Source organism: Ligilactobacillus sp. MP3 (assembly GCF_024436335.1).
In the GTDB taxonomy this organism is placed as follows: Bacteria; Bacillota; Bacilli; order Lactobacillales; family Lactobacillaceae; genus Ligilactobacillus; species Ligilactobacillus salivarius.
Genome location: NZ_JANFQI010000008.1, coordinates 37,643 through 54,665 on the forward strand (window position 1 = coordinate 37,643; position 17,023 = coordinate 54,665).

General features: G+C 31.9%; 15 protein-coding genes and 1 pseudogene. 12 read left to right on the top strand and 4 right to left on the bottom strand.

Annotated elements, in window-relative coordinates:
* Positions 1–120 precede the first annotated feature (120 nt).
* Positions 121–1,923 carry an oligoendopeptidase F gene (gene pepF / locus NOU10_RS07025; protein WP_255906418.1) on the bottom strand — a complete coding sequence of 601 codons (1,803 nt, stop codon included), beginning with the start codon at positions 1,921–1,923 and terminating at the stop codon, positions 121–123.
* Between the two features lie 420 nt (positions 1,924–2,343).
* Between pepF and NOU10_RS07030 the strand changes: the two are divergent.
* Positions 2,344–2,798 (top strand): annotated as a pseudogene (locus tag NOU10_RS07030) (PLP-dependent transferase); the annotation flags it as partial.
* A 135-nt stretch (positions 2,799–2,933) separates the two neighbouring features.
* Positions 2,934–4,022 (top strand): iron-containing alcohol dehydrogenase family protein, encoded by a 1,089-nt coding sequence (locus tag NOU10_RS07035; protein WP_255906419.1) that lies wholly within the window; start codon positions 2,934–2,936, stop codon positions 4,020–4,022.
* A 99-nt stretch (positions 4,023–4,121) separates the two neighbouring features.
* Here NOU10_RS07035 and NOU10_RS07040 read toward each other — a convergent pair whose 3' ends face one another.
* Together NOU10_RS07040 and NOU10_RS07045 are read right to left on the bottom strand one after the other, a co-directional pair.
* Positions 4,122–4,409, bottom strand: coding sequence for a PTS sugar transporter subunit IIB (locus NOU10_RS07040; RefSeq protein ID WP_081561177.1), 288 nt, complete (start codon positions 4,407–4,409; stop codon positions 4,122–4,124).
* A gap of 29 nt (positions 4,410–4,438) precedes the next feature.
* Positions 4,439–4,903 (bottom strand): PTS sugar transporter subunit IIA, encoded by a 465-nt coding sequence (locus NOU10_RS07045; protein WP_255906420.1) that lies wholly within the window; start codon positions 4,901–4,903, stop codon positions 4,439–4,441.
* A 190-nt stretch (positions 4,904–5,093) separates the two neighbouring features.
* On the opposite strand from NOU10_RS07045, the gene NOU10_RS07050 reads away from it, so the two are divergent.
* The 6 genes from NOU10_RS07050 to msrB all read left to right on the top strand — a co-directional run bounded on the left by NOU10_RS07050 (position 5,094) and on the right by msrB (position 10,543).
* On the top strand, positions 5,094–5,861 hold the full coding sequence (locus NOU10_RS07050; protein ID WP_191980973.1) for a DeoR/GlpR family DNA-binding transcription regulator: 768 nt from the start codon (positions 5,094–5,096) through the stop codon (positions 5,859–5,861).
* Positions 5,862–5,863: 2 nt separating this feature from the next.
* A complete protein-coding gene (locus tag NOU10_RS07055) occupies positions 5,864–7,192 on the top strand; it encodes a PTS galactitol transporter subunit IIC (protein ID WP_255906421.1) in 1,329 nt (442 codons plus the stop codon).
* 15 nt (positions 7,193–7,207) lie between these two features.
* Entirely contained in the window at positions 7,208–8,014 is an 807-nt protein-coding gene (locus tag NOU10_RS07060) for an SDR family oxidoreductase (RefSeq protein ID WP_255906443.1), read from the top strand.
* A gap of 15 nt (positions 8,015–8,029) precedes the next feature.
* The gene (gene lacD / locus NOU10_RS07065) at positions 8,030–8,998 is read left to right on the top strand and encodes a tagatose-bisphosphate aldolase (protein ID WP_255906422.1); all 969 of its coding nucleotides are present in this window, start codon (positions 8,030–8,032) and stop codon (positions 8,996–8,998) included.
* A gap of 61 nt (positions 8,999–9,059) precedes the next feature.
* Positions 9,060–9,998, top strand: coding sequence for a hexose kinase (locus tag NOU10_RS07070; protein ID WP_255906423.1), 939 nt, complete (start codon positions 9,060–9,062; stop codon positions 9,996–9,998).
* Between the two features lie 110 nt (positions 9,999–10,108).
* Complete coding sequence (msrB, locus tag NOU10_RS07075; RefSeq protein ID WP_255906424.1) at positions 10,109–10,543, top strand: peptide-methionine (R)-S-oxide reductase MsrB; 435 nt, start codon at positions 10,109–10,111, stop codon at positions 10,541–10,543.
* Between the two features lie 68 nt (positions 10,544–10,611).
* Here the strand turns inward: msrB and NOU10_RS09500 are convergent, their stop codons facing one another.
* Positions 10,612–12,003 (bottom strand): L,D-transpeptidase family protein, encoded by a 1,392-nt coding sequence (locus NOU10_RS09500; RefSeq protein ID WP_255906425.1) that lies wholly within the window; start codon positions 12,001–12,003, stop codon positions 10,612–10,614.
* A 196-nt stretch (positions 12,004–12,199) separates the two neighbouring features.
* On the opposite strand from NOU10_RS09500, the gene NOU10_RS07085 reads away from it, so the two are divergent.
* From NOU10_RS07085 to NOU10_RS07100, 4 genes are all read left to right on the top strand, one after another.
* Complete coding sequence (locus tag NOU10_RS07085; protein ID WP_003705682.1) at positions 12,200–12,649, top strand: MarR family winged helix-turn-helix transcriptional regulator; 450 nt, start codon at positions 12,200–12,202, stop codon at positions 12,647–12,649.
* An 11-nt stretch (positions 12,650–12,660) separates the two neighbouring features.
* On the top strand, positions 12,661–14,394 hold the full coding sequence (locus NOU10_RS07090) for an ABC transporter ATP-binding protein (protein ID WP_255906426.1): 1,734 nt from the start codon (positions 12,661–12,663) through the stop codon (positions 14,392–14,394).
* Positions 14,387–16,168: an ABC transporter ATP-binding protein gene (locus NOU10_RS07095; RefSeq protein WP_255906427.1), complete on the top strand. Its 1,782-nt coding sequence runs from the start codon at positions 14,387–14,389 to the stop codon at positions 16,166–16,168. The genes NOU10_RS07090 and NOU10_RS07095 overlap by 8 nt, the downstream gene beginning before the upstream one ends.
* Positions 16,169–16,284: 116 nt before the next feature.
* The gene (locus NOU10_RS07100) at positions 16,285–17,016 is read left to right on the top strand and encodes a hypothetical protein (protein ID WP_255819947.1); all 732 of its coding nucleotides are present in this window, start codon (positions 16,285–16,287) and stop codon (positions 17,014–17,016) included.
* Positions 17,017–17,023: the final 7 nt, after the last annotated feature.

A 17,023-nucleotide genomic window follows, 5' to 3' on the forward strand; every position in this document is an offset into this window, starting at 1 on the left:
TAATTTCTGCAAAAATAAGCTAAAATTTGCAGAAATTAGAAAATTGGTCCTATCTTAAAATCGTCAAAAACAAAAATAAAGTCTTGAAATTATCCTCGTTGATAAATTCAAGACTTATTTTTATTGATTTAATTCTTCGGTTAGTGCAATAACTTTATCGACTGTGTCGTTTAAGAACTTGATAGTATTATGCAAAGGTTCTGCAGTAGTAACATCAACTCCTGCAACTTTAGCTGCATCCATTGGGGCCTTTTGATCACCTAGAGAGATATATTCTAACCAACGATCAACGGCAGGCTGACCTTCTTCTAAAACTTTTAGATAAGCTTGAGTAGCAATTGTTAAGCCAGCAGAATAAGTGTAAGAATATAATCCCATGTAGTAGTGGGATTGACGCATCCAAGTTAGACCAGCATTTTCATCAATATCTACTGCATCTTCCCAGAAACGTTTTTGAACATCCATTTTAATTTGAGTAAGTTTATCCCCATCAAAAGTTTGTCCATTTTCAATTAAAGTATAAACTTCACGTTGAAAGGCTGCTTCTAATAGATGAGTGATAAAATTATGGAAGTAAGTATTAGTTAACATTGTAGTATATGCAAAACGTTTCATTCGAGGATCATCACTCTTTTGTTCCAATGAATGAGTTAATAATAATTCATTAAACGTAGAAGGAGACTCGATTAAGTATAATGATGGTTCACCTGTTAAGATTGAATTATTTTCGTTAATCTTAATAAAGTTACCAGCGTGTCCTAATTCATGAATTAAAGTGTAGACATCAGGTAAAACGCCAGTCCAAGACATCAAGATGTAAGGATGAAGACCGTATGGAGTTGTTTCAAAGCCACCAGATTCTTTACCGGCATTGGCAGGGAAATCTACCCAGCGTTCAGGGAAAGCTTTCAAAATTGTATTTTTATAATCTTCACCAAGTACGGAAACAGCCTCGCTAATATAGCCAGTAGCAGATTCTAAATCAGCTTTAGGTGCGAATTCAGGATCTAAGTCGATTTGTAAATCTGAGTAAAGCATCTTGTCTAAGCCACGTTCTTTTTGTAGAAGTTTAACGTATTTTTGCATAACAGGACCAAGTTCATCGATAATAACATCAATTTGACGGTCGAATGTTTCACGTGAAACTTCTTGATCTGATAATAAGTAATCAAAAACAGAATCATAGCCACGTAAATCAGCAAGTTTCTTTTCTTTGCTTACTTGAGTGTAATAGTTAGCGGCAACCGTATTTTTGTGTTTGCGCAAAGTATCAGAGAAAATTTGGTGTGCCTTATGACGTACTTCAGGATTTGGATGATATTGATAAGTATTTTCATAAAGTACAAATGACATAGGATAAGTCTTGCCATCAACTTCAAAATCTTCCATATCCCAATCAGCAGCACGAGCTGTAGTATAGATACGCTCAGACGAGTTAAGTGTAGGACTTAATGTCGCTAAAGTTTTCTCTACTTCTGGTGATAATTGATGTGGTTTTTCAACTTTCCAATGACGAACAACAGGAGCAAATTGAGGTTCAATTTCTGCAACTTGATCAAGTAAAGACACTGGATTGGTTAGAACTTCAGTTTTGAAAAATGACAAATCAGCTGTAATTGCAGCTTGTAGATTATCGTTTTCAACTAGCATCTGATTGTATTCAGGATTTGTCATATCTGTAGTTTGAGGTAGAAAAGCATAGTGTTCAATCCAACTAAGCTTTTGATAGATAGTTTCTAAATCATGTAAAGCAGCAATAATAATTTTAGCCTCAGTTAATTTAGAACGATAGTTATTTTGAAATTGTGTAACTAATTCTCTAACTGCTACCATATCTGCTTTCCAAGCTTTTTTATCTGGATAAATAGCGGTTAAATCCCATGTTTCATTAACTGGAACTTCACTTCTTTTTGGCAAAGCCATAATATCACCTCTAATAATTAATTAATGACAGTATAGCCGAGATTTTTTAAGTAAGCAATTTAAAACCATTGACGAAATAAAAATTAAGTGCTAGAATTGCTTACAATTAGTTGATAGACTTATATAAATGATAGGAGTAACACCAAAATGCGTAAATTTAATTCAGTTGAATTAAATATATGTTGTTGTGAAGCGTGTCAATTGCACTTTACGTTTTGGTGTGCCGATAATCTGTTTTAACAAGTAATTAGATTATAACCATAACTTATACGTAGAATCGTAATTGACACTAATCCAATAATTTGGGTTGGTGTCTTTTTTTATTAGCTAAAATTAATTTGGAAGTGATGACAATGATTGTAAAAAGTGTTTATGAGTTGATAGGTCAGACTCCCTTAATAGAACTAGATTTACCAGTAGCTAAGGAAAGATGATAGTTGGTTAATTCAAAGAGGGATTAAGACATTAGGGGCTAGAATGAGAGTTCATCATGCTAATACTAAGGCTATAATTGATTCTTAGAAAATGATGCTCGAGTTGAAAGAATCCTTTATCCTGGTTTACCTGATTTTCCTGGATATGAAGTAGCTAAGAAACAAATAGATCATTTTGGAGCGATGATCTCTTTTGAATTACAAGAAGGATTAGATACTAAAAAGTTTGTTGAAAGTTTGAAAGTAATTTCTCTTGCTGAAAGCTTGGGTGGGATTGAAAGTTTAATTGAAGTTCCATCAGTAATGACACATGGTTCAATTCCTAGAGAAATTCGTTTAGAAAATGGAATTAAAGATGAATTGATTCGTTTGTTAGTAGGGATTGAAGATGAAGAAGATTTGATTAATGATTTGAAACAAGCTTTAGATAAAATTGGATAATTATCAATTGAAATAGTAATGACAGAAGACATCTAAGTGTAAAAACGGCACTTAGGTGTCTTTTTTATTGACCTGAGATATTGAAAAATGGTAATTTAATCATAGATAACGCTTACAAAGAAAAGAGGTTTTACTATGACAACAAATTATATGAGTAACTATAGCTATGGTTCAGATTGTTTTAAAGAGATTCCAGAAGTTTTAGATAAATATAAAGTACATAAAGTTGTTTTCATTGGTGGAGAAAAAGCATTAAAAAGTTCGCAAGCAGATGTGAAAAGTGTTTTGGAAAATAATGGATTTGCTGTAACTGGTAGTTTTGTTTACGGGAAAGATGCAACTCAAGCCAATATAGATAGACTAGTAGCGACTCCCGAAGTTCAAGATGCAGATATAGTTTTTGGCTTTGGTGGAGGTAGAGCATTAGACACTGTAAAGATGGTGGCAAAGGCTTTAGATAAGACTATTTTTACATTCCCAACAATCTGTTCAAATTGTTCAGCTGGAACTGGTATTTCTGTTTTATATAAGGAAGATGGATCATTTGATAGATATGGATATCCAGATGTACCAGCACATGTTTTCATCAATACAAGCGTGATTGCTAAAGCACCGAAAGAATATTTCTGGGCAGGAGTAGGTGATGGTATTAGTAAGGCTCCTGAAGTAGAACATGCGATAGCTGCAGCAGTTGAACGTGGTGTGGAATTGCCTCATACAGCAGTATTAGGTGCAGCAATTGCGGCTTCTTCTAAAGATGCTTTCTATAAGTATGGGGAACAAGGAATTAAAGATGTAGAAAATAGAACTGTAAGTAGGGCTATTGAAGAAATTGCTTTGGATATTTTGGTTTCAACAGGATATGCTTCAAACTTAGTAAATCAAGACGATTTTTATTACAATTCCTGCCATGCTCATGCTTTCTACAATGCAACGACAGCGATTAAAAAAGAAAAAGAACCATTACATGGGCAAGTTGTTGCTTTTGGAGTAATGGTGCTACATGCTTATTTCAATGAATTAGAAGAATTGAAGAAAGTAATTACTTTTAATAAGAAATTAGGCTTGCCAGTATCATTAGCAGAAATTGGGTTAAAGGCTAGCGATGCGGAAAAAATAACAGAACTTGCGATGCAAACTAATGAATATAAGCAGACCCCATTTGATAAGGAAAAATACATAGAAGCAATTAAATTGGCAGATAAGATGGGTAGTGAAGCTTAAGATAAAAGTTAAAAGAGAGGATTATTCTAAGAACTTAAAGGTTTAAAGGTCTTAGAATAATCCTCTCTTTAAAAGTAGTATAAAGAGTATTATATGATGTTAGAGATTTAAAGCTTCAACAATTTTATCAATGGCTTTATCTTCGCCAATGTTTGTCAAAAATGCTAAACCATTTATTACAGGAACACCAACGTCTTCTTTATATTTAGCGGTTGTAACAATTAAATCATAATTTGCAGCCATAGAAGGAATTTGTGGAATTGAAGTCTGATCAAAAGATAATTCAGACATATTTATTCCACGTTCTTTCAGTTTGTTTTCGATAGAAGTACGAGCAACTGTTGAAGTTGCAATTCCAGAACCACATGCTACTAATATTTTTTTCATAACAGAACCCTCCCATTTATTGGTCATATTTATAAAGTAATAGTGTCAAATTCATCTGCTAATAAAGTAAATAGATCGTCTTCTTTCAAACTCATTAATTTCTGTAAATAATCTTGATTTTGAATTATTTGCATTATTTTTTGAAGCATTGTTACTTGTCCATGAGGTTCTGCAATAGCCATCATAATAATAAAAGATACTGCAAGTTCCTCATCTGGATTTCCCATATTATTAAAAGTAATGGGATTTTTCAATGTTGCTACAGCTAAAGCTGATTTATCTACGTATTCAGAGTCGGCATGAGGAATAGCAACATTAATAATTCCTGTAGGTAATCCTGTTGGAAATATTTTTTCTCTATCTATAACAGCTAATGGAAAACTTTCTTTTGCATAGCCAGCTTCATATAATTTTTTAGATAAGAAATTAAGAGTCTCAGTCTTATTATCAAACTTAAGGTTTGTGAAGACTAAATCTTTATGAATAAGTGCCATTTTTTCACTTCCCAAATAAAAAATAAATTATTTACACATAAATAATAACGCTTTCAAAAAACTTTTGCAACATAATTAAGCAAAAATGTGGCAAAAAAATACTATTTGACAAAAAAATGTGATATTTATGTTGCAAAAAGGAATTAATATGCTATAGTAAAGTTGTAAAAAGTTAAAGGGGATGATACTGGTGGATGCTACAGCAAGAAAGATGGCCATCTTAGAGCTGTTTCAAGAACAAAATACTCTTAAAATAACAAATTTATCAGACAAATTCGATGTTTCACGTGAGACTATTAGAAGAGATTTTGCTGAATTAGAATCTGAAGGGAAAGTTAAATTAATCAGAGGAGGAGCAGTATTAAATGTTTCTGATAGTGAGACTCCATACGAACGAAGATTAAATATTATGCATGAAGAGAAAGAAAAAATTGCTGAAAACTTTTGTAGTATGTTAAAGGATAATATGACTATCTATTTAGATTATGGAACAACTTGTTTAGAAGTTGCTAGAAAAATAAAAAGGTTCAAAAATCTGACTGTTATTACGAATTCATTGCCTATAATTAATGAGTTATATAAAGTTGATGCTATTAATTTATACGTTTTAGGTGGAATGGTAAGAAAAAATGAAGGTTCATTTGTAGGTGAGCAAATAAATAAAGTATTACAGAATATTAATATAAATATAGGCTTTTTCAGTGGTAGTGGTATTGATTATAAATTTGGACTTTCAAATTATAATTTCGACGAATCTAATGTTACTAGAAATGTTATCAATAGATGTCAAAAGATTGTTGTGGGAATAGATAGTTCTAAATTTGGTTCTGTTTTTCCACAAAATATAATTAATCTAAAAGATATTGATACTATTATAACTACAGATATGGATGAAGAGTTGTTAGAGAAATATAGTGAAAAGACAAAAGTAATTTTGACTGACGAAAATGAGGTGTAAGCATGCAAGTTTTACAATATATTGTTGATTTAGGGGCAACAGTAATGATACCAATAGTAATTTTTATTGTTGGTTTAATTTTTGGAAATGGTATCGGAAAATCTTTAAAATCAGGAATTTCAGTAGGTATAGGATTTACAGGTATTAGTCTTGTTATTTCATTACTTACGGATAATTTAGGTAAAGCAGCAGAAGCAATGGCTAAAAATTTTCATTTAGGTTTAAATGTTGTTGATGTAGGTTGGCCGGGGACGTCACCTTTAGCATGGGCATCTAATTTAGGCCTAGTGGCTATTGTTGTATCAATAATTGTAAACGCTATTATGCTTTTGACTAAGATGACAAAGGTAGTAAACGTTGATATTTGGAATATTTGGCACATGGCTTTTACAGGAGCAATTGTACAAATTGCAACTGGTAGTTTTACTTGGGGAATAGTAGCAATTGTTATTCATGCCATTATAGCATTTAAGTTAGGTGATATTTTCAAACCTGTAACTGATAATTTCTTTGAACTAGAAGGTATATCTATTCCTCATGGTTCATCTGCAACGATGGGGATTTTTGCTAAACCAATAGATGATTTAATTGAAGCTATTCCAGGGTTACGAGATATAAATATTTCATCTAAAACAATAGAGAAGAAGTTTGGTGTATTTGGACAACCATCTATTATAGGTGCAGTATTAGGTTTAATTATCGGATTATTAGCTGGATTTTCTGTAGGAAAATCACTACAATTAGCAATTCAAATGGCTGCTGTTATGGTATTAATGCCGGTTGTTGTTAAATATATTATGGAAGGACTAATTCCAATATCAGAATCAGCTAAAAAAATTATGGATAAGCACTTTAAAAATAGTGAATTTACAATTGGTATGGATCCAGCATTACTATTAGGTGATGCAGATGTTATTGCAGCTGGACTATTGTTTGTACCTATTACTTTACTAATAGCAATGTTAATGCCGGGAAATAGAATTTTACCATTTGGTGATTTAGCTACAATTGGATTCTTTATTGCAATTGCTACAGGTGTTCATAAAGGAAATATTTTTAGAACTTTAATTTCAGGTTCTGTAATTATGACAATTACACTATGGATTTCTAATCAAACATGGCAATTACAAGATAAATTAGGACGTTCGGTGGGACTATTAGCAGAAGGAAAGAAAGTAGGTTCTTTAGATCAAGGTGGAAATCCAATTACCTATCTATTAACTGAAGGAATCACAAAACATATTACAATAGGCTTTATTGTAATTTTAGTATTATATATTGCAGCATTTGTATATACATATGTTTCATATAAAAAGAACAAACTATATTAAGGGAAGTAATTAATGATGGAAAATAAAAATTGGTTAGAATTAGAAGGAAAAGTATTTATTGTTACAGGTGGGTCTTCTGGAATTGGAGCAGCTATTGTTGATGAATTGTTAAATGATGGTGCAAAGGTAGTTAATGCAGATCTTAAAGATGATGGTAAAAAAGAAAGCGATTACTTATTTGCAAAAACAGATGTAACAAGTAGTGAAGATGTAAAAAAACTAGTTGAAAAAACATTAGAAAAGTTTGGAAAGATTGATGGATTAGTAAATAATGCTGGAATTAATATTCCTAGAATACTTGTAGATCCAGTAGATCCTAATGGAAAATATGTTATCGATGAAGAAAATTACGATAAGATGTTTGCAGTAAATGTAAAAAGTGTATTTTTATTATCATCAGCTGTTGGAAAAGAATTAGTAAAGCAAAAGCATGGTGTTATTGTAAATATGTCTTCTGAATCAGGATTGGAAGGTTCTCAAGGTGCTGGTATATACTCAGGGACTAAGGGAGCAGTTAATGGCTTTACTAGAGCTTGGGCAAAAGAGTTAGGACAGTATAACGTTAGATGTATAGGTGTGGCTCCTGGAGTACTAGAATCAACAGGATTACGAACATTAGCCTATGAAGAGGGATTGGCATATTCACGTCACAAGACAGTAGAAGAATTGAGAGCTGGATATAGTAATACTTCTACAATACCTTTAGGACGCAGTGGAAAATTAACAGAGGTAGCAAATTTAGTAGCATTCTTCTTATCTGATAAGTCGGGTTATATGACAGGTCAAACAGTTAATATTTCTGGTGGTAAATCAAGAGGATAGTAGTGAGGTAGAGTTATGGATAAATATGAACATTTAAAAAATTTATCAAAACATGGTGTTATTAGTGCTGTAGCGATAGATCAGCGTGGATCTTTAAAAAAGATGTTAGATTCAGATACAGATGATAAAATAATAGATTTTAAAAAGATTATTTCAACAGAATTAACACCATATGCTTCTTCCATCTTGTTAGATCCAGAATATGGGTTACCTGCAGCAAATTTAAGAGCAGATAATACAGGACTATTATTAGCGTATGAAAAAACGGGATATGATGTTAGTGAACCGGGAAGAATGCCAGATTTATTACCAAATTGGTCTGCAAAAAGAATAAAAGAATTTGGTGCAGATGCTGTTAAATTTATGCTATATTACGATGTTGATGAAGGAAACGAGATTAATGATAAAAAGCAAGCATTTGTTGAAAGAATAGGTAACGAATGTAGTGATGAAAATATTCCCTTCTTTTTAGAATTGATGTCATATGATGCTAATATAACTGATACAAAAGGTAGAGAATATGCTAAATTAAAACCTAGAAAAGTAAACAAGATGATTGAAGAATTTTCTAGGGATAGATATAAAGTGGATGTGTTAAAAGTAGAAGTACCTGTAAATATGGCATTTGTTGAAGGATATACAGATGATTATGTGTATTCAAGAGAAGAAGCTATGAATTTCTTTAAAGAACAAGATGTAGCAACAAATAAGGTACCGTTTATTTTCTTAAGTGCTGGAGTTTCAGCAAATATGTTCCAAGAAACTTTAAAATTTGCTAAAGAAAGTGGCTCAACGTTTAATGGGGTTCTTTGCGGTCGTGCAACGTGGAAAGATGGAGTAGAAGTATATTCTAAGGAAGGTAAGGCAGCAGCAATTAAATGGATGCAGACAGTTGGTAAAAAGAATATAAATGATCTCAATAAAGTATTATTTGAAACTGCTACACCGTGGGAAAGTAAAGTGAAGGAATCAGTCCTTATTTAAATTTGAAGACTGTGATTTTGCAATTTAGTAGAATCACAGTTTTTTTGAGAGGTGCTAATCAATGATTTTAACAGTGACAATGAATCCTTCAATAGATATATCGTATCCATTGAAGAAACTTAAAATAGATGAAGTAAATAGGGTAAAAAATGTATATAAGACAGCAGGTGGAAAAGGATTAAATGTATCAAGAGTAATACGATTAGCCAATAGAGAAGTGACTGCCACAGGGATTATTGGAGGATTTCTAGGTGGATATATTGAAAAACATCTTTATGATGAAAATATAGTTCATAATTTTTATAAAATAGATCAAGAGTCGAGAAATTCCATTGCCATTTTACATGATAATGGAAAGCAAACTGAAATTTTAGAAAATGGACCAACTATTAGTAGTGGTGATGCTGAAAATTTTCTGTCATATTTTGATGACATATCTAGAAATTATAATTTGGTTACGATGTCGGGAAGTTTACCTTGTGGTTTAGAAGCAGATTATTATTCTAAACTTGTAGAAATTGCTAAGAATAATAAAGCTAAGATTTTATTGGATACGTCAGGAGAGGCTTTAAAGACTTCGCTAAATATGCAAATAAAACCAGATTTAATAAAACCAAATGAAACAGAAATAAAACAATTAACGGGTAAAGATATTAATTTAGAAAACATAGAAGAAATAAAACAAGTGTTGAATGATGTAATTTTTGAAGATGTAGAATGGATTTGTGTATCTTTAGGAGCTAATGGTGCTATTGTAAAACATAATAAAAATTTTTATAAAGCTAATATACCGCAAATAACAGTTGCTAATCCTGTTGGCTCAGGAGACTCTACATTAGCAGGATTAGCAATAGCAATTGATGAAAAAAGAGATGTATCGGAAGTAATAAAGTATGGTATGACAATGGGAATGTTGAATACTATGGAAAAGAAGACTGGGTATATTGATATGAATAAATTTGAGGAATTCTACAATAAAATAGATGTTATATCTTTGTAAACACCTAATATTTTTTCAAAGTGTAAAAATAGTCTATGAAAACACAAGCAAATTATTTTGTGTCCAACACATTTTGAATTATGATGAATTTAAAATGTGAGGTGTTCAAAATGAAAGAAACAAAAGAAGAATTGAGACAAAGAATTGGTGAAGAAGCTTACCAAGTTACACAAAATGCAGCAACTGAACGTGCTTTTACAGGTAAGTATGATGAATTTTTTGAAGATGGAATTTATGTAGATGTTGTTAGTGGAGAACCGCTATTTTCTTCTAAAGATAAGTATAATTCAGGCTGTGGCTGGCCTGCATTTACTCAACCGATTAGTAATCGAATGGTGACAAATCATGAAGATAATTCATATGGTATGCATCGCGTAGAAGTTAGAAGTCGTCAGGCACAATCACATCTTGGACATGTTTTTAATGATGGACCACAAGATCGAGGTGGCTTACGATACTGCATAAATTCAGCCGCTTTACAATTTATTCCAGTTGCTGAATTAGATGAAAAGGGATACGGAGAGTATAAAAAATTATTTGAATAGTTTCGAGGTGTAAAAATAGTCTGTAATGAAAAAAGATTTGAAAGCTGTATTAGCTTTCAAATCTTTTTTTAGCTATAAATAACAACAGGTTCATATTGTTCAATATTATCGTAAATTTGATTGATTTGCGAAGGTCGAACATTAACACAACCATGTGATCCATCATTTAGATAAGCAGTACTACTCCAATTTTTACGCCAGTCAGCATCGTGGAAACCACATCCATCTAAAGTAAATGGAGCCCAACGACTAACGGGACTTGCATAAGCACTGTTGTCGGCATTTTTGCCTCGAAGTGTAGTATTAGTCTGTTTGTACATGATGTAGTACAAGCCAGTAGGAGTATTATAGTTTCCATCATTGGTACCAGTAACAACATTAAGAGAAGCAACTTGAGTACCATTTTTATATACCCATACGTGTTGTTGGGAGATAGAAACTTCAACGTAAGAATTTCCGATACCACTGTTGGATGTAGTGTTATATCCTAGACCATTTTCGGTATAACCTTCACCATAGATATCACTTTTGGCATTAAGGTTAGAATCACCTTTTTCAAAAGCAGTGGTGATAGATCTTGTAGCCTTAATAGGACTAAGAGCCCATCCATAGGTACCCTTATCTAAGGTAATTTCAGAACCACCAGTTGTTTTGAATTTGAGATTCTTATCGAGTGTACTTTGACTGTCGTTGATATCATCAATTTTCTTCTTTAAATTAGCAGCATTATATTCATATTTTCCATCTACAATTTTAGCGGAATTAATAACATCTTTAGCAGCTAAAGTATAAGTCTTATTTTGAACAGTGTAATTAACTTTTTGATCAGCTAATTTTTCTAATTTAGCTTTATCAGCTTGAACTTGCTTGCTATCAGCACTAATTGGTTGAGTGTAGGCAGTAGTAAGTTTTATTTGATTATCGCTAAATTGCTTATCATATTCTTGCATAATTTTATTAACATCGTATTGATTACCTTTTTTAGCGTTAATAACATGGATAGAACCATCCTTTAACTCTGCATAGGCATCTTTAGGAGCTGTTCGACTAACGTTTAAACGTTCGAGTTCGCTTTTGACAGCTGCACGTAATTCGTTTTTACGATAAGAGTAATCACTATCGCCTTTAGCCTGATAGTCGTAACTGCGACTAGATGGGAAAAGGCTGAATTGCTTGTCAAAAATCTCTTGAACCTTTTCTTGAGAAACAGCATTAGTTGAATTGGTAGGATCGCTACCTTTAACAAGTAATTTTTCCCCTAGATACACATTGTTATTTAATTTAGTTGTTTTGAGTTTTTGCGTAGCTTTAGCAACTGACATTCCTCCAACTTTAACACCATTAATTTCAATATTACGATTGAAATGTTGCTTTTGATAGAAGAATGAGCCACCACAGATAAGGACTACAGCGCCTAAACCTGCAGCTAGCCATTTAGTTCCCTTCTTAATAAAAATCACCCCATAAAAAACTATCTGTAAAACATAAAGTACACAATCTAATCTCTCTAATTAATATTATATACATTAAATTAACAATTTGTTAGTACAAAGTATTAAAATTCTGCGAAAAGCAGATTTTTTGACAATAATCTCTATAGGGACTATAATTCTTTTATTTTAAAAAAGTCTACACAAGGACTAATTTTAGTTTGAGGTGAGTATTACGAAAGATGAAGTCCAAACACTAACATCAAGATTAGATTTATTGATTGCTAAAGGAGCTAGAGAATACAAGGATTGGAATCAAAAACATGGGTTAACTGATTATCGTAGTGTGATTTTATATGAATTACTTTTACATACGAGATTAACTCAAAAACAAATTGTAGAGAGAACTAATCTTCCTAAACAATCAATTAATAAAGGAATCTTACAACTAAGAGATGAAGGTTATCTTACTTTAGAACAAGATGAAAAGGATAACCGAGTAAAATATTGTTTTTTAACAGAGGAGGGTGAGAAGTATGCGAAGTTAAAAATTCAACCATTACTAGATATTGAAGAAAAAATTATTATGAAAATGGGAAAAAAGAAAATAGAACAGTTAAATGAATTACTAGAAGAATGGAATTTAAATTTCAAAAAATACAAAGATGAAGAATGAGAGGTAAGAAGATGCAGATTTTGATGGCACATTTTAAGAACTATAAAAAAGAAGTTCTTAGTGCAATTATTTCAATTTTTATTGTCGCATTTGTCGCGGTTTGGCAACCGAGGTTACTACAATATGTGCTGACTGCAATAGTGCAAGACAATCAAGCAGAAGTTAGAAACTACGGAATTCAATTAATAATTTTAGCTCTTGTGGGAATTATTGCTGGGATTGTTAATGTCTACTCGGCTGCTAGAGTAGCTCAAGGTGTAACCAGTGATTTGCGTGAAGAAGTATACACAAAGATTCAAAATTTTTCTTTTGGAAATATTGAGAAATTCTCAACTGGTAGTTTAGTGGTACGTCTAATTAATGATATGAATCAAGTTACCAATATGATTATGACCATATTTATGCAAGTTTTCCGCGTACCATTGATTTTAATTGGAGCTTTTATTTTGGGAATAATAACCGTTCCACGTTTATGGTGGTTAGAAGTTTTAATGGTTGTTTTAATTATGGGAATAACGGGAATTATTTTCAAAAAAATGGGAAATTTATTCAATAAAGTTCAAAGTTTGATGGATAAGATAAATACGCAAGCAAAGGAAAATTTACAAGGTGTTCGTGTGGTTAAATCTTTCAATCAAGAAGGACAAGAGATTGATAAATTTAATCAAACATCTGACAATTTAAATAATGTTAACTTGAAAATAGGATATCTTTTTTCGACAGTTATTCCATCTTTTGAATTAATTGCATATGTTATTATTGCAGCTGCGATTTACTTGATTGGTGGATCAATTCTGGAACATCCAAGTGATATTGCGGTAATTAGTTCCTATATAACTTATATTATGCAATTGTTATATTCAATTATGATTGGTAGTTTTGTAATGTCAATCTTTGCTCGTGGAGGAGTTTCTTTAAAACGTATTAAAGAAGTTCTTGAAACGGATCCAGATATTATTTTTAAAGATGATGCACCGGAAGAAAAGTTAAGTGGAGAGGTTGAATTTGATAATGTTTCCTTTACTTATCCAGATGCAGATAAACCAACTTTAAAAAATATATCTTTCAAGGTTAAAGCTGGTGAAATGGTAGGAATTGTTGGTGCGACAGGATCTGGGAAATCTAGTTTAGCACAATTACTTCCACGGTTATATGATCCGACTGAAGGAACAGTTAGAATAGGTGGACATGATCTACGTGATGTAAGTGAAAAATCATTACGTGATACTGTATCGTATGTTTTACAAAGAGCAATTTTATTTTCAGGTACAATTGCTAGCAATTTACGTCAAGGAAAAGCAGATGCAACTAACTATGAATTGGAACGTGCATCGCAAATTGCACAGGCACAAGAATTCATTAGTCGGTATAAAGATACTTTTGATCACGAGGTAGAAGAACGATCTTCTAACTATTCAGGAGGACAAAAGCAACGTCTATCAATAGCTAGAGGCGTTGTGGGAAAGCCTAAGATTTTAATTCTAGATGATTCAACCTCTGCTTTAGATGCTAAATCTGAAAAGTTGGTTCAAGAAGCATTAGAAAAAGAGTTAAAAAATACAACGACATTTATTATTGCTGAAAAAATTGTATCAGTAATGAATGCAGATAAGATTATTGTTTTAGATAATGGTAAGTTAGTAGCTCAAGGAACTCATCAAGAATTGCTAAAAAATTCACCAATTTACCAAGAAATTTATGCAACTCAAAAAGCACGAGAAAAGGCAGGTGATATCATTGAGTGATACTAGAAAATCGTTAAGATACTTTATTAAGTATTTAAGACCTTACTGGAAAGGAATTACGCTGGTAGTGCTATTTACAATCATTTTTACGTGGGCGCAAGTTGAAGCCCCACATTACTCAGGTTTGGCACTTACAGCATTAACAAAATATGTAGAACAGTATTTCAATCCAGCTACTAGGGCAACAGCATCAATGGATGATTTTTATCAAGCTTTGAAATTGATGCTGATCTTCTTTATTTTAAATGCAATTATTATGCTATTTACATGGGTTATTACTTCAAGGTTTAATGCTCATTCAACTAATAATATGCGTGAAAACTTATTTAGTAAGTTACAGAAGATGACGATTAAGTATTTTGATACGCATCAAGATGGAAAGATATTGTCATTGTTTAACTCTGATTTGGATAATATCTTTAATGCGATGAACAATGCGGTATTTGAAGTTATTTCGCAAACAGCACTGTTTATTGGAACGATATGGATGATGTTCAGAATAGATGTTAGATTAGCTTTAGTAACAGTGGCCTCAACTCCATTTGTTGTAGTTTTGAGTTGGATAATTATGAGAAAGGCACGCAAGTATTTAGATGCTCAACAAGATGAAATTAGTAATTTAAATGGATATATTAATGAACAGATTAATGGGCAAAAAGTAATTATCACCAATGGATTGCAAAAGGAATCAGTTGAGGGATTTAAAGTTCATAATAAAAAAGTCCGCGATGCGATGTTTAAGGGGCAATTTTATTCAGGAATTCTTTTTCCAATGATGCAAGGATTATCTGTATTAAACTTATCTATTGTGATTGCGATGGGTTCATTATGGGTGGTTGACGGAACTTATAGTAGAGCAGTTGGTTTAGGGTTAATTGTGACTTTCGTACAGTATTCACAGACTTATTTCCAACCTTTAACTCAGTTAACTTCTATTTATTCCATGATCCAATTAGCACTGACAGGTGGTAGACGTCTAGCAACAATTGAAGAACAAGATGAAGAAAATCAAGTTTCAACAGGACAAGAACTTAAGTCACTTGAAAAAGGAGTTAAGTTAGAAGATGTTCACTTTGGATACAATGAAAACAAGGAAATTTTGCATGGAATTAATATTTCTGTAAATAAAGGTGAGTCAGTGGCATTAGTTGGTCCAACTGGTTCTGGGAAAACCACCGTAATGAACTTGTTGAACCGTTTCTATGATGTTACAGGTGGAAAGGTAACTTTTGATGATGTTGATGTTAGGGACTTAACTCTAGAATCTCTTCGCAATAATGTAGGTATTGTTTTGCAGGATTCAATATTATTTAGTGGAACTGTGGCAGATAATATTAGGTATGGGAAACCTAATGCCACTCAAAAGGAAGTTGAGGAAGCTGCTAAACAAGCAAACATTCATGATTTTATTTTGACTTTACCACAAGGTTATAAGACTGAAATTAATGACGAAAATTCAGTATTTTCAACAGGACAAAAACAGTTAATTTCAATTGCAAGAACAATATTGACCAACCCACCATTCTTAATTTTGGATGAGGCAACCTCAAATGTTGATACTGTAACTGAGGAAAAGATTCAAAAGGCGATGGACGCAGTAATTGCTGGTAGAACAAGTTTTGTAATTGCACATAGATTAAAAACTATTATTAATTCAGATAAGATTGTAGTGTTAAAAGATGGCAATGTTCTAGAAGAAGGTAGCCATGAAGAATTATTGAAAGAAAAAGGATTTTATTACAATTTATACACAAATCAGATGGCATTTGAATAATATTAAGAATAGGTATGGAAAATTTTCATGCCTATTTTTTAGTTATAAATTTTATTGTTAAAAAGGATATTTTAGTATAGACTAAATATTATGAATAAAAAGATAGGGGTATAAAAATGAAGAAAACACTATTTAAAACATTATTACTTTTAAGTATCGTAACATTCTCGGGGAGTTTATTGAGTGCATGCGGTAAAGCTGATTCTCAAAATACAAGTGTAAAAAGAACCAAAAAGATAACTACTACAACTTCTTCAGAAGATAAATCAAAAGAAAAAGTAGTAAGTAGTAGTGAAGAAAGCACAAGTAGTATTGAAAGTAGTTCTAGTGAGGACGAGAATAATGGTTCATCTGATGTAGAAAATACAGACTATGGAAAAGTTACTACAATAAAAGAGAAAGAAACTAATAAACAAATTAAGCAAGGAGATTTATCTATAACTATAAAAAATGTGAAAATATTAAAATATGAGCCTAAAAATAAAGATCAATTATCTTTGGCAAATTTTGAAAATGTAAAGAACCCATACTATGTTGTTCAATTCAATTATGATGTAACAAATAATAGTAATAAGAAATTAGATTTATCGGGAGTTTCAGCAGTGGATTTAGATTCGAAAGAATTAGGTCAAGTAATAATGTTACAAGATAACGGAGACACCTATGATGCTGATGCACCAGTAAGAGTAAATCCAGGAGTTACAAAAACTGTTACATGTCAAGGATTATTGAAAGAAGATATGCTTGGTTCACTAAACAAATTATCCGTAACATTTGGTGAAGTAGAAGATAAAGATTATAATACTGTTACTGAAGAAGCAAATCCAACTTTTGTAGATATTAACTAAGAGAGAT